We start from the raw sequence: 13,734 nt of genomic DNA on the forward strand, positions 1-13,734 counted from the left end.
GCTCAGTCGATGTCGAGGTCGAACTCGAGTTCGAGCTCGTCGTCGTCGTCGTCGTCCTCGGCAGGCTGAGCCAAGTCGGCGTCGGAGCCCGCGGCCGCGAGCTCGCCCTCGCTCGGCGGATCTTCGAGCACGGGGTGCGCGGCCGTGTCGCCGCTCTGCACGGGGGGCTCGTCCTCCTCGGCCGCCCCGCCCGCGCCTTCGCCCATGTCGAGCACGGGGTGCGCGGCCGTGTCGCCGCTCTGCACGGGGGGCTCGTCCTCCTCGGCCCCGCCCGCGTCTTCGCCCATGTCGAGCACGGGGTGCGCGGCCGTGTCTCCGCTCTGCACGGGGGGCTCGTCCTCCTCGGCCGCCCCGCCCGCGCCTTCGCCCATGTCGAGCACGGGGTGCGCGGCCGTGTCGCCGCTCTGCACGGGGGTCTCGTCCTCCTCGGCCGCCCCGCCCGCGTCTTCGCCCACGTCGAGCACTGCGTGCGCGGCCGTGTCGCCGCTCTGCACGGGGGGCTCGTCCTCGTCGGCCTCGTCGATCTCGACGTCTGACACCGTGTCGCCAGCCTGCGCTTCGTCGCCGGGCTCGTCTTCGCGGCCCGGCTCGTTGGTCGCGCCGTCGGGCTCGCCCTCGTCGCTGAGCTCGAGCCCCTCGCCCTGGTCGATCACGGAGTGTGGAGCGGTGTCGCCTGTCTGGGCCTGGGCCGGCACCCCGCCGACCTCCGCGGACTCGGACTCGGACTCGGGCTCGGGCTCCTCGGCGAGCGCGTCGTCGCCGGAGGGCTGCGCGAGCGAGGGGTCGTCGGACGGCGCGAGCGGAGGCGGACCGCTGGCCGGAGGCGGCGGTGGAGGCGGCGGCGGCGGTGGAGCGGACCCGGCCTCAGCCTCGTCGTCCTCGTCGACCTCCTCGATCAGCTCGAGCTCCTCGTCATCGAGCTCGACGAGCTCGTCAAACTCGAGCTCCTCGAGCTCTTCTTCCTCTTCTTGGTCTGCGGGTGCGTCCGCGGCGGGCGCTCGCTCTGCCCCCTCGCCCTCGTCGGATGCGGGCTGTTCATCGGACCCGAAAGAGACGACTTCGGGCCCGGGCTCCGCGGTCTCGGTCGCGCTCGCGGTCGAGGTCGAGGTCGCGCCGATCAGGGCCGCGGCCTCGGGGCTCCCGAGATCGATCGGGCCGGTGTCGACGGTCTCGAGGATCGGCTCGGCTTCGCCGTCGGCGAGGCGCAGGTGGTCGGGTGGCGGCGGGAGCTCGTCGGCGCTGGTCGGCTGCGGCCTCGACGGCTCGCGGCGGCGGCTTCGGACGACCCTCTCCTCCGCGGGTGGCTCGGGCTCGACCGCCTCGGGCTCGACCGCCAGATCGATCACGCCCGTCTCGGCCTCGTCCTCGAACTCGACCGGCGCCGCCGACTCGGCGTCCGCCGACTCGGCGTCCGCCGCGTCGGCCTCGGCGTCTGCCGTTTCCAGCTCGGGCTCCGCAGCCTCCAGCTCGGGCTCCGCAGCCTCCAGCTCAGGCGCCGCCGACTCGGGCTCCGCCGACTCGGCGTCCGCCGCGACGCCCTCGGCGTCTGCCGCATCCAGCTCGGGCTCCGCCGACTCGGGCTCCGCAGCCTCGGCGTCCGCAGCCTCCAGCTCCGCAGCCTCGGCGTCCGCAGCCTCCAGCTCGGGCTCCACCGACTCGGGCTCCGCAGCCTCGGCGTCCGCCGCCTCCAGCTCGAGCTCCGCAGCGACCACCTCGGCGTCCGCCGCGACCAGTTCGGGCTCCGCAGCGACCACCTCGGCGTCCGCAGCCTCCAGCTCGAGCTCCGCAGCGACCACCTCGGCGTCCGCCGTGACCAGTTCGGGCTCCACCGCGTCGACCTCGGGCTCCGCCCCGTCCAGCTCGGGCTCCGCCGCGACGGCCTCGGGCTCCACCGCGTCGACCTCGGGCTCCGCCGCGTCCAGTGATGGCGCGCCCCCCTCGTCGGACGGCAGAGAGCGGGGCGGGGCCGGCAGCTGACTGACCGCCTCCGCGCTCGTCGGCTCCACGCGGAGCCGCGCGTCGGACTCGAGCAGCGAGAGCAGCTGGTCAGGCTGACCAGGCTCGGCCGCGAGCGCCGCGAGCAACTCGTCGGCGCGCCGCCGGGCCCAGCCCATCAACTCGTCTGCGTCGAGACCCTCGCTGTCGAGCAGCTCGCCGAGCTCCATGCGCAGACCATAGCACGAGCCCGCGGTCAGGGAGCCCGCGCTACTCGACCTCGAAGTCGATCTCGTCGCTGCCCCGGGTGTCGTCGGCCCCGGCCGTGATGCCACTGAACGCCAGCTCGAAGTCCGCGGGGTTGGTGCTGGCCGCGAGCGCGACCTCGTAGGACACCAGCTTGCGCCGCACGAGCAGCATCAAGGACTGATCGAAGGTCACCATGCCGTAGGGGTTCGCCCCCTCGCGGATCGCGTCGACGATCTCGTGGGTCCGCATGGGATCCGCGATCATCTCCTGGACGCGCGGCGTGTTGATGAGGATCTCGACCGCGGGGATCATCCCGCGCCCGTCGGCCCGGGGCAGCAGGCGCTGGGACACGACGCCACGGAGGATCGCCGCGAGGTTGAGCCGAACCGCGATCTGCTCCTCGCGCGGGAACATCTGGACGATGCGGTTGATGGTCTCGGTCGCGTCGACGGTGTGCAGGGTCGAGAACACCAGGTGGCCGGTCTCGGCCGCGAGCATCACGGTCTTGATCGTCACGTGGTCGCGCATCTCGCCGACGAGGATCACGTCGGGATCCTGGCGCAGGGCCGAGCGCAGCGCGCCCTCGAAGCCCATGGTGTCGAAGCCGATCTCGCGCTGGTTGACGATCGCCCGCTTGTCTTCGAACACGTACTCGATCGGATCCTCGATCGTGACGATGTGCGCGGGCCGGTTGATGTTCACGACCTCGAGCAAGCTCGCTAGGGTCGTGGACTTGCCCGAGCCCGTGATGCCCGTGACCAGGACCAGGCCGCGCTGCTCGTCCGCGAGCTCGTTGACCCGCGTCGGCAGGTTGAGGCGCTCGAACGCGGGGATCTGCGAGGGGATGATCCGCATGACCATGCCCGTGGTCCCGCGCTGGCGAAACACGTTGACGCGGTAGCGGAAGCCATCTTCGGTCCCGTAGGCGAGGTCGACCTCGCAGTTCTCCATGAAGATCTGGTGCTGGCGCTGGGCCATGATGTTGACCGCGAAGGTCTCGATCACGTCGCTGTTCATGGCCGGCACGTCCTTGAGCGTGCGCAGCTGCCCGCGGATGCGGAAGATCGGCGGACGGCCGACCTTGAGGTGAACATCAGAGGCGCCGAGCTTGCGGGCGGCCAGCAGCACACGGTCGAAGATTTCGTTCATGGGCGATCTCGTGCAGCAGCCCCGCTGCCGCTTCGACAGTAGAGCATCGCAGCGGGCGCCATCACAAGGAAAAGCTCGGCCTCAGGCCAACGACAGGAGCTTGACCTTGAGGTACTTGCCCTCGGGGAACGCGGCCAGGACCGGGAAATCTGGCGGCAGCCCGCACTCGGCGATGACCCGGGCGTTGCGCCCGGCCTTCAAGGTGCCCTCGCCGACGGCACCGAGGAACTCTTCTTCGGTCAGCGAGGCCGCGTTGGCGACCGCGAGGACCTCGCCAGCGGGCGCGACCACGTGAGCGATGGCCGTGGCGAGCTGATCCCAGTCGTCGAGGGCCGAGAAGGTCGAGCCCTTGACCGTCGAGAAGGGCGGCGGATCGACGACGACGAGATCGAACACGCGATCGCGCTGACGAAAGCGCTCGAGGTGCTTGAACACATCGCCGCTGAGCGCCTCACAGGCCTCGGGATCGAGGCCCGAGGCGGCCAAATTCTGGCGGCAGCGCGCGTGTGAGCGGGCGGCGGCGTCGACGTTGGTCACGTCCGCGGCGCCGCCCCGCACGGCGCGCAGGGCCAGCGCCCCCGTGAACGAGAACAGGTTGAGCACGCGACGACCGCTGGCGATGCGCTCGACGAGTCGTCGGCCTTCGCGCAGATCGAGGAACAGCCCGGGTGACACCGGCGCGGTCACGTCGACGATGAACTTCAGGCCATCCTCTTCGACCTCGAACTCAGGCGGCGCCGTCTTGCCGGCCAGGTGCGAGGCCGGCGGGCGCTTGTGGCTGTCTTCGGCCGCGACCGCGCGCGTGCGATCTTGGAGGTAGATGCCGGCGGGCTCGTGCTCCTGCTCGAGCAAGGGCACGAGCTGATCGAGGTAGCTGTCGGCCGCGGGCGCGTACTTGTAGATGAGCAGAAACTCGCCGTAGCGATCCACGGCCACGCCCGGAAACCCGTCGGCGTCGCTGTGGATCAGCCGCGCCGCGCCGCGAAACCCAGCCTCGACATAGCGGGCCCGGTGGGCCTTGGCGGCGCGAAGGCGGGCCAGCATGACCTCGCTGGTCCAGTCGAATTCCCGCTCGCGAGCGACCATTCGCAGGGCTACGGCGCCCTCGGGCTCATACAGCGCATAGCCGAGGTGATTGCCCTCGCCGTCCGCGACCGCGACCGCGGCCCCGGTCGCCACACCCTCGAGCGGGCGCAGCAGCGCGTCGCGGAAGACCCACGGGTGCCCGGCCCGAATCCAGCGCGCGGCCTGCTCGGCGACCTTGGCCCCACCCCGCCGCACGCCGGGGCGGAACGCCCTTTCAGGCTTGCGAGGCCGACCCTTGCCGGTGCCCTGCCGGGCGCCAGCGTGGCCGCGTTTGTGCTCGCGGCCAGCCCCCTCCGACTGTCCTTGGCCCTGGCCAGCCCTGTGAAGGTCTCCGCCAGACTGTCGTGCATCGCGCGTCTTGCGCTTTTTGCCGGCGCCCATGGCCGGGCAGGATAGGCCCTTTGCGGCCACGCGTCGACGGCCACCGTGGGCCCGTGTAACCTCGCTTTTGTCGCGTACTCACGCCGCGTGGCGTTTCACGTCGCGCGCGCGGCACAGTCCCCCGCCCTCGGCCCGAGCAACGCGAGAGTCGGGCGAGCCCCGGCTCCGGGGACGGCAAACCCACGAGAACCTCATGGCATCAGACCGAATCGGCGAACTCCTCGTCCGCGAGAACCTGATCTCCACCGACCAGCTCCGCGAAGCCCAACAAGACCAGCGCTCGACAGGCAAGCGCCTGGCCTACAGCCTGACGAAGCTCGGCATCCTCCAGGAGACCGAGCTGACCGACTTCTTGTCGAAGCAGTACGGGGTCCCGTCGATCACGCTGGACGACTTCGAGATCGATCCCGACGTCATCAACCTCGTCCCGCGCGAGGTTGCGAGCAAGCACGTGCTGATCCCGGTCCAGCAGGCCGGCAACACCTTGATCGTCGCGATGGCGGACCCGTCCAACATCTACGCGATCGACGACGTCAAGTTCATGACCGGGCTCCAGATCGAGCCGGTCGTGAGCACCGACGCGGCGATCGAGCAGGCGATCGAGCACTACTACATGCAGCCGGAGGAGACCGCCTCCTACCAGGAGGTGCTCGGCGACCTCGAGCTCGACGACATCGAGTTCGAAGACTCGATGGACGACGACTTCTCCCTCGTCGACAGCCAAAACGAGGCCGAGCAGGCCCCGGTCGTCAAGCTCTGCAACCTCGTCCTGGTCAACGCGATCAACAAGGGCGCCAGCGACATCCACATCGAGCCCTACGAGAAGAGCTACCGGGTCCGCTACCGGATCGACGGCGTGCTTCACCACGAGATGAACGCGCCGCTCAAGCTCAAGAACGCGATCACCTCGCGCTTCAAGATCATGTCGAACCTCGACATCGCCGAGCGCCGGCTGCCGCAGGACGGGCGGATCAAGATCAAGATGTCGCGCGGGCGCGAGATGGACTTCCGCGTGTCGTGCCTGCCGACGCTCTACGGCGAGAAGATCGTCCTGCGCCTGCTCGACAAGGAGAACCTCCAGCTCGACATGATGAAGCTCGGCTTCGAGCAGGCCCCGCTCGCCGAGTTCAAGGAGGCGATCCACCGGCCCTACGGGATGTGCCTGGTCACCGGCCCGACCGGCTCGGGCAAGACCACGACGCTGTACTCGGCCCTGTCCGAGCTCAACGACGACGAGGTCAACATCTCGACCGCCGAGGATCCCGTCGAGTTCAACCTCGCCGGCATCAACCAGGTCCAGATGCACGACGACATCGGCCTCAACTTCGCGGCCTCGCTGCGCTCCTTCCTGCGCCAGGACCCCGACATCATCATGGTCGGCGAGATCCGCGACTTCGAGACCGCCGAGATCGCGGTCAAGGCCGCGCTCACGGGCCACCTGGTGCTCTCGACCCTGCACACCAACGACGCGCCCTCGACGGTCAACCGCCTGCTCAACATGGGCGTCGAGCCCTTCTTGGTCACCGCCGCGGTCAACCTGATCGTCGCCCAGCGCCTCGCCCGACGGATCTGCAAGGACTGCAAGACCCCCGACACCGAGATCAGCCCCGAGGCCCTCGTCGACGCGGGGATGAAGCCGGCCGAGGCCAAGAAGTGCACGCCGATGAAGGGCAAGGGCTGCAAGACCTGCTCGGACACGGGCTACAAGGGTCGCGTGGCCCTCTACGAGGTCATGCTGCTCAAAGATCCCCTCAAAGATCTGATCTTGCAGGGCGCGTCGACGACCGAGCTCAAGCAAGAGGCCATCCGGCTCGGCATGAGCACGCTGCGGCGTTCGGGCCTCAACAAGATCGCCGACGGCATGACCACCGTCGAAGAGATCCTCCGCGTCACCGCCACCGACTGAGCGCGGCCAGCGGGTACGGCTGATGGCAGATCCAAGCACCGACGGGGCGTCCGGCGGCGCGACCTTTCACGAGGTCGTGTTCGGAGACGCCGGGTCGGAGCAGATCCGCTACGACTTCCAGCAGTTCCGCGAGCTGTCCCTGCGCAACCGCGTGCGGCTGCTGATGAGCATGCCCTCGGTGTTCTTGTCGGCGAGCGGCGAAGAGATCCCGCGCGACGCCGCGATGCGCTTTCGCCAGCACGCGCCCAAGGTCGCCAGCCCGACCTCGACGCCGAGCGAGCCCGAAGATCGGGTCACGCGGCTGATCCGCCTGCTCCTGGAGTCCACCCTCGAGCACGAGCTGCGCGGATGCGTGAGATTGGCGGAGCAGCTCGTGATCGAGGAGCCCGAGCCCCGCGCGGCGCTGGCCTCGGGGCTCCTGCGCACGGCCAAGCTCCTCGAAGACGACCACGGCTCGACCCCGCTGAGCTGGGCGGCGATCCGGCGCTTCGGCTCCCTGGTCCCGACCCATCGCCTCGCCGAGCTCGCCCACTTTCTCGAGCCCGGGATGGAGGCCGAGACCATGCAGGCCGCGCTGCAGACGATCTGGCACGCGCTGAGCGTCGACCAGGACTTTGGCCTCGCGATCCTCGCCGTGCGCACGCGGCAGCTGCTCAACAAGTATCTCGACGTCGACTGGCTGTGCACCCCGGTGGCCCGCGCGCTGACCACCGACTTGCTCCTCGCCCACTCCGTGCTGACCCCGTCGGGCGACGAGGCCGGCCTCCGCGCCATCTACAACCGCGCCCAGGGGCTCGCCGACGCGATCCCGCTCGACCTCGCGCGAGCGGAGATCGCCGAAGCGCTGAGCTACGCCCGCGCCAACGCCCGCCCGATCGCCGCCCGCCTCCAGTTGATCGCGGGCCTCGCCCAAGTCGATGCCTAGCCTCGTCCCTCCCCGCCGGCCCGACGAGGTCCCCGTCGAGCGACTCGACGTCCTCGGACACGGCGCGCGTGGTCCCCTGAGCCACGTCGGCTTCGCGTCGGCGAACGCCGATGTCAGCCACGGCGACGAGGTCCCCGTCGCCGACGCGCGGCCGGTTCGGCGCAACAACGACACGATGGCCGTCCACGCGATCGGGCAGCTTCAGCTCAGCCGGGTCGAGCGCATGCGAATGGCAACATGGCTCGAGCGGCGCGCCCGATCCCGGACGCTGTCCGGCGACTTCGTCGGCCCCGCGAAGGCTCAGCGCGATCCGATCTCGGGTCGAATCATCGCGCGCTCGCACAGCTGCGCCGGCCTCGTCCACGAGTGCCTGCTTTGCTGCGCCGGGGTCGAGCTCGTCGATCTCGACGCCCTGCCCCCCACCAGCCGCGAGCGCCTCGTCGAGATCTGGGGCGAGAAGGCCGTGCAAGTGGCCGGCCTCCGCGATGAGCTGGTCGGCGAAGGGCCGTGGGAGGTGCTGCTCCCGGCCCACATCCTCCACGCGCTCGCTCGCGCAGATCCCCGCGTCGGGCCGCTGCGGCCGAGCCAGGATCAGTGGAATTACCCGGACCCTCCCTGAGGGTCCGGTCTCGGAGGCTCAGGGCGCGGCGCCGGCGGCGATCCAGTCGAGGATCGTCATCTGGTCGGCGTCCGACAGGGGCATCGCCGACAGCTCCTGGTTGGGCGTCTTCGGCATCTGCGCGTTCTGGGGGCTGAGCCCCGCCTGCGTGGCCGAGATCTTCTGGTAGAGGTAGCTGTTCTCGCCGTCCCCGGGGGTCACGCGGTTGAGGTCGGGCTCCTGGCTCGACGGCACGTCGACGAGGTTCGCGTAGGCCGTGTCGGCGTCGGTCAGCGCGAGGCCCCCGGGCGCGTTGACCACGTGGCACGAGCAGCCGAGCGCGATGATCGGGTAGACGTCGGCCTCGAACGACAGTTCGCCGTCGCCGTCTCCGTCGCCGGTGTCGCCGTCGCCGTCGCCGGTGTCGCCGTCGCCGTCGCCCGTGTCGCCGTCGCCGTCGCCCGTGTCGCCGTCGCCGTCGCCCGTGTCGCCGTCGCCATCGCCGGGGTCGCCGTCTCCGTCGCCCGTGTCGCCGTCGCCGTCGCCCGTGTCGCCGTCGCCGTCGCCGTCGCCGGTCTCCGTATCAGCGGAGTCGCCAGCGCCGTCATCCGTACAGCCAAGGGTCGGCAGCCCCAATGTAAGCGCGGCGCCGATCGACAAGCAGATCAAGTTGTTTCGCTTCATGACCCGCACAGTACCCCGAGCCACCCCCCAACGCCGAAGCCCTGGCAAAATTGCAACAGGCCGGTCGCGTCTGCGGACGCGCCGGCCTGGCGATGGGGTCGACTTCAAGTCAGGGCAACGCCCCGGCGTCGATCCACTCTTCGATCAGGGTGATCGTCTCCTCGGACAGCGGCGCGACGCCGACCCCAGCCGGCATCGGGTTGCCCGATCCGCCGAACTCCACCTGGGTGCCGCGGAGCTTGGCGACCAGGTAGCTGTTCTCCGAGCTGCCAGCCTCGACGACGCTCGAACCCGTGGCCTGGGACGAGGGCGTGCCCACCAGATCGTTGAACCCGTCACCGCTGAGGTCGAGGAACGCGGCGGTGCCACCGGGCGCGTGACAGCTGGCGCTGGTGCAGTTGTCGTCCCAGATCGGCTGGATGTCGGCTGCGTGCGATAGCGCCGCGTCACCATCACCATCCCCAGCCGTGTCGCCGTCGCCGGTCGTATCGCCGTCGCCGTCGCCGGTCGTGTCGCCGTCTCCCATGTCGGTGCCGTCGTCGGTGCAACCGAGACCACCCACCAACGCGAGCGCGAGACAGAGCACGCCCGTTCGGGCGACCAGACGATCGAGAAAGTACCTGTTCATGGGGCCCAGGTATCACTGCGCGAGGATGTAGAGCAAGAACTGCGGGCCCACCGTGATTGAAAATGATTTTCAGTACAAATTCAGCTCGGGTGTAGGGGGCCACGCCACCCGTAGAATTATTCGGAGCGGTGCTCTAGCGTGCCGTTCATGCGAACTCGGCTCCTGTCTCCACTTGTGTGTCTCGCGTTGCTGGGCTCGGGCGGCTGCGCCGACGAGCCCAAGCCGAGCGGCTCGACGGCGGCCGCCAAGCAGGCCGAGGCGCCCGCAGGCGAGGTCGAGCCACCCGCGAACACGCCGAGCACAGCTCCCGCTCCCGCCCCCACCCCCGACCCCGAGGCCGGACCGAGCGCCGAGCCGAGCGAGCTGGCCGCGGCGCCCGACGAGGGACCCGAGACCCCGAAGGCCAAGCTCCCGAGCGCGGTGCTCGACGCGGCCAAGAGCGGCTACGAGCTGCTCGCCCCCGGCGTCGAGCCCCTCGCGGCGCTGCGCTTTGGTCCCAAGGTCGGGCAGGTCGAGCGGATCAAGCTGACGATGACGATGCAAATGTCGATCTCCGGCCCGGGCATGCCACCCACGGTCCAGAAGCTGCCGCCGCTCGAGCAGATCAACCGGGCCGAGACCGTCTCGGTCGCCGACGGACGCATCGAGGAGAAGATCACCTTCGAGAGCTTCGCCGTCGACAGCGAAGGCGTCGACGCCCAGATGGCCGCGATGATGCAGTCGACGATGGAGGAGATCAGCGGCTTCGAGCAGACCGTGGTCTACGACGACCGCGGGGGCGTGATCGAGGGCGATCTCGACATCCCCGACGACGCGAGCCCGCAGCTGGCCAAGACCCTCGAGACCATGGGCCAGACCTTCGAGCAGGTCATGGTTCGCCTGCCCGAGCCCGCCATCGGCGTCGGCGCCAAGTGGAAAGAGACCAGCGAGTTCGACAACAACGGCATCAAGCTCGAGCAGACCTCGCAGCTCGAGCTCGTCGCGCGCGAGGGCGACAAGATCACCCTCGACACGCAGATCACCCAGCGACCGCTGACGAAGAAATTCACGCCGCCCAACATGCCGATGGGCGAGGTCGACCTGCTCGAGTTCGACTCGAAGGGCGGCGGCCGCGTCGTCTACGACCTCGGCAAGCTGATGCCCGACGAGGTCAACACCACGGTCGAGACAAAATTTACGGTCGAGGCCACGATCGCGGGTCAGACTCAGAAGCTGACAACCGAGATTGAGATCGAGCTGCAGCTCGAGCGACTCGACCCGTGACCCCAAGCCACGACTCGCCGCCCCCGACCCGGCTCGACCACACGCGAGCTGAGGCTGGAGATGTGCGGTGAGCCCCGCGCCCTCCCCCGGGTCGAGCACGACGCTCGACCCGGCTTCCCTCGCCCAGCTGCGCGAGCTCGAGGCCGTGCGTCCGGGCATGCTGGCCAAGACGGCGGAGCTGTTCCTCGGCCAGGCCGAGCTGCGCCTGGCCACGATGGACAGGAAACTGGCCGTGGGCGACGCCGAGGCAGTCGCCGACGCCGCCCACGCGCTCAAGGGCTCGAGCCACACAATCGGCGCGCGCGAGCTCGGAGCGCTCGCCGCCAAGATCGAGCTCGAGGCACGCGCGGGGGGCGACACCCGCGAGCTGATCGTGGCCCTCCACGACGCGCTGGCAGCGATCCGCCCGGCGATCCAGGCGCTCGGCGCCGAGCCCCCCGAGTGAGCGAGGCCCCGAGCGCGAGACTCAGCAGGCCCGAGACAGCATCCGACGCACCACCGCGCGCAGCGTGGACGGCTCAAAGGGCTTGGCGAGGAACCCGTCGGCGCCAAGGGTCGTCAGCCGCTCCCAGCTCTCGCGCGTGCCGGCCCCCGTGATCGCCACGATCGGCACGTCACGGGTGTGTCCGCGCTCGCGAAGCTCACGCACGACCGCGAAGCCGTCCATGCCCGGCATGCTCAAGTCGGTGATCACCAGGTGGGGCGGATCGCGGTCGACCGACGCGAGCGCGGCGACCGGGCTCGCGAAGCACTCGACCCGGGCGTTGGGCATGACCGCGTGGAGCGAAGCCTCGAGCCACGGGTGCATGACGACGTCATCCTCGATGACCAGGATCCGACGAGCCGGGGCCGCGATGCTGGCGCGGACCAGCATCGCCTCCACGCACGCGGCGAGGAACTGCTCGGCGTGCCGCGGGCGCTCGGCCGGGTTCACCGCGAGGGCCTGACAGATCGGCCGGTCGAGCTCCATCGGGATCCCTCGTCGCGCCTCGCTCGGCTTTGCGAGCTGCCCGCCAAGCTGAAGATCGAGGACCTCCTCGGCCGAGTCACACTCGCCGAAGGGCGTCTTGCCAGCGAAGAGGATGAACGCGAGGACGCCGAGGCTGTAGATGTCGGCCGCCGTGCGCAGCGTCGTCGCGGGCGCGTCACCGCGGATGATCTCGGGCGCGATGAAGCCGACCGTGCCTCCGCGCCGATAGCCGCGCTCGCGGACCCACTCGGCCAGGCCAAAGTCCGTGATCCCAAGTCGCGACCCCGCGCCGATGATCATGTTCGAGGGCTTGAGATCGTTGTGGATCGCGCCGGCCTCGTGGATCGCCGCGACCCCCCGACACATCTGATCGAACAGACCCATGGCGTCGTCGGGGGACAGATCGAAGCCGCGGTCCGCGAGATAGGTCTGGAGCGTGGGCCCGGGGAGATACTCCATGACCAGGTAGGGCGAGTCGCTCCACTGCCCGACGCTGTGGATACCCACGACGTTGGGGTGGCGGATCCGCGCCATCGCCCGGGCTTCGTTGAGAAAGCGGGTTCGCTGGGTGCTGAACTCGGTTAGCGAGGGATGCAGGAATTTGAGCGCGACCCGCCGATCGAGCATCTCGTCGTGGGCGAGCATCACGGTGCCGTGCCCGCCGCGCCCGAGCAGCGCCTTGGTCCGATAGACCCCGTCAATCAGCTCCCCCGGCGCTGGCGAGAGTCGAACGCTCTCGACGCCGTCATCCTGCAGGGTCTGCAGGTCTCGTGGCAGCGCCACGCCGGACTCCCTGTCAGTCTCCATGCCGGTTTGCCGGAGTATAGGGCTGTTGGATTTCAGAGGAACCGCGGCAGCAGATTCACGCTCCGGAAAACTATTCGTGGGACCGGCGTTATACCCGGCCGGCGTTGAGAACGCCTGTTTGATCAGACGCTCTGAAGCCAGAACCACACCGGAATGTCGACGGCCGCCTCGAGCTGGGGTGCGACGACATCCGCGAACTCGAGCACGCCGTGGACGCAGGCGTTGCCGTAGACGTCGCCGAGCACTCCCGCGCTCACGGTGACCGGCCCGCGATCCTCACCCGACAGCGCGACGTGAAAGGTCAAGCGGGTCGCGTCGGTCGGCCTGCGCTCGAGGGCGTCGGCGTAGCAAGCCTCGAGCGCGGGGCGAACATCGGCGACGAGATCGCGGGCAAAACGACGCGCGGCTTTGCGCTGCGCACGGCCCTCGGCCCCGCGCACCTTGATCGCGCCCGCGCGTACGAGTGGCCTGCGCACCTGCGCTTGGGGCTCATCGAACAACGAATTGCCCACGCTGCTGCCGCTGCGAAAGTAAGCCTGGACCCGCGGATGAGCGAGGCCGGGGAACAGCCAGTCCGGCCGCTTCTTGGTCTCGACTACGATCTCGATCGCGCGACCCGGCCCCGCGGTCGGCGTCGGAGGCTCGACGGGCGCGAGGACCAGGGTGAGCAGCGTTAGCGACAACGCGGGCATCGACATCACTGATCAACGCGTGGTCCTCGCCCCGCTTTCATCGCGTTAAAAACCCCTTTCCTTTTTGCGCACTAGCGTCGCTCACGCTGACTGGAGTCGAACGAGCTACCGTGGTATTTGCGTTGAGTGCATCCTGGCGACAGTGGCCCGAGCGGTTGTCGTGCGCGCAGGTCCGAGCGAGCGACGGGGTCCTCGCTATGACGGCCTGACCGCGTCACCCTTCCCGCAACCGCGAACGCGGTCGCTGTCGCTGGGATGTACGGTTTCCTTAGACCCCCCCGACCACCTTAGACTTTGCCACGCACTGCCGGGTTCCTTAGACCCCCCCGGCCACCTTAGACTTTGCCACGCACTGCCGCTGCGCGGCAGGTCGCTCGTTCCTCGCTCGGTGGGCCCTGGTGTGCCACGCAATGGCTTGCGTGGCCCCCTAGAAGGGGGCTCTTTTGGGGTTGCTGGGGGAC

The 13,734-nt window shown here is 69.6% G+C and carries 12 protein-coding genes; 5 read left to right on the forward strand and 7 right to left on the reverse strand.

The features are described from left to right. Window positions 1-2 precede the first annotated feature (2 nt). The 3 genes from ENSA5_RS12420 to ENSA5_RS12430 all read right to left on the reverse strand — a co-directional run bounded on the left by ENSA5_RS12420 (window position 3) and on the right by ENSA5_RS12430 (window position 4,614). Window positions 3-2,165: a hypothetical protein gene (locus ENSA5_RS12420; RefSeq protein ID WP_106391859.1), complete on the reverse strand. Its 2,163-nt coding sequence runs from the start codon at window positions 2,163-2,165 to the stop codon at window positions 3-5. Window positions 2,166-2,205: 40 nt separating this feature from the next. Beyond that, on the reverse strand, window positions 2,206-3,333 hold the full coding sequence (locus ENSA5_RS12425; protein ID WP_106391860.1) for a type IV pilus twitching motility protein PilT: 1,128 nt from the start codon (window positions 3,331-3,333) through the stop codon (window positions 2,206-2,208). Window positions 3,334-3,414: 81 nt separating this feature from the next. Further along, window positions 3,415-4,614 (reverse strand): class I SAM-dependent rRNA methyltransferase, encoded by a 1,200-nt coding sequence (locus ENSA5_RS12430; protein ID WP_181197688.1) that lies wholly within the window; start codon window positions 4,612-4,614, stop codon window positions 3,415-3,417. A 379-nt stretch (window positions 4,615-4,993) separates the two neighbouring features. On the opposite strand from ENSA5_RS12430, the gene pilB reads away from it, so the two are divergent. From pilB to ENSA5_RS12445, 3 genes are read left to right on the forward strand one after another with little or no spacing between them, the layout of a single operon-like run. Next, window positions 4,994-6,706 carry a type IV-A pilus assembly ATPase PilB gene (gene pilB / locus ENSA5_RS12435; protein WP_106391862.1) on the forward strand — a complete coding sequence of 571 codons (1,713 nt, stop codon included), beginning with the start codon at window positions 4,994-4,996 and terminating at the stop codon, window positions 6,704-6,706. 22 nt (window positions 6,707-6,728) lie between these two features. Continuing rightward, entirely contained in the window at window positions 6,729-7,631 is a 903-nt protein-coding gene (locus ENSA5_RS12440) for a hypothetical protein (protein WP_106391863.1), read from the forward strand. Then, window positions 7,624-8,250 carry a hypothetical protein gene (locus ENSA5_RS12445; RefSeq protein WP_106391864.1) on the forward strand — a complete coding sequence of 209 codons (627 nt, stop codon included), beginning with the start codon at window positions 7,624-7,626 and terminating at the stop codon, window positions 8,248-8,250. The genes ENSA5_RS12440 and ENSA5_RS12445 overlap by 8 nt, the downstream gene beginning before the upstream one ends. An 18-nt stretch (window positions 8,251-8,268) precedes the next feature. On the opposite strand, the gene ENSA5_RS37560 is transcribed toward ENSA5_RS12445, so the two are convergent. Both ENSA5_RS37560 and ENSA5_RS12455 read right to left on the reverse strand, forming a co-directional pair. Continuing rightward, on the reverse strand, window positions 8,269-8,913 hold the full coding sequence (locus ENSA5_RS37560; RefSeq protein WP_181197689.1) for a hypothetical protein: 645 nt from the start codon (window positions 8,911-8,913) through the stop codon (window positions 8,269-8,271). A gap of 109 nt (window positions 8,914-9,022) precedes the next feature. After that, the gene (locus ENSA5_RS12455) at window positions 9,023-9,541 is read right to left on the reverse strand and encodes a hypothetical protein (RefSeq protein WP_106391865.1); all 519 of its coding nucleotides are present in this window, start codon (window positions 9,539-9,541) and stop codon (window positions 9,023-9,025) included. A gap of 147 nt (window positions 9,542-9,688) precedes the next feature. Here ENSA5_RS12455 and ENSA5_RS12460 point away from each other — a divergent pair, with 147 nt between their 5' ends. Together ENSA5_RS12460 and ENSA5_RS12465 are read left to right on the forward strand one after the other, a co-directional pair. Next, entirely contained in the window at window positions 9,689-10,804 is a 1,116-nt protein-coding gene (locus ENSA5_RS12460) for a hypothetical protein (protein ID WP_146155615.1), read from the forward strand. Window positions 10,805-10,871: 67 nt separating this feature from the next. Beyond that, the gene (locus ENSA5_RS12465) at window positions 10,872-11,249 is read left to right on the forward strand and encodes an Hpt domain-containing protein (RefSeq protein ID WP_106391867.1); all 378 of its coding nucleotides are present in this window, start codon (window positions 10,872-10,874) and stop codon (window positions 11,247-11,249) included. 21 nt (window positions 11,250-11,270) lie between these two features. On the opposite strand, the gene ENSA5_RS12470 is transcribed toward ENSA5_RS12465, so the two are convergent. Together ENSA5_RS12470 and ENSA5_RS12475 are read right to left on the reverse strand one after the other, a co-directional pair. Next, window positions 11,271-12,581, reverse strand: coding sequence for a protein kinase domain-containing protein (locus ENSA5_RS12470; protein ID WP_106391868.1), 1,311 nt, complete (start codon window positions 12,579-12,581; stop codon window positions 11,271-11,273). 122 nt (window positions 12,582-12,703) lie between these two features. Beyond that, on the reverse strand, window positions 12,704-13,273 hold the full coding sequence (locus ENSA5_RS12475; RefSeq protein ID WP_181197690.1) for a hypothetical protein: 570 nt from the start codon (window positions 13,271-13,273) through the stop codon (window positions 12,704-12,706). Window positions 13,274-13,734 lie beyond the last annotated feature (461 nt).

Source organism: Enhygromyxa salina (assembly GCF_002994615.1).
Taxonomy (GTDB): Bacteria; Myxococcota_A; Polyangia; order Nannocystales; family Nannocystaceae; genus Plesiocystis; species Plesiocystis salina_A.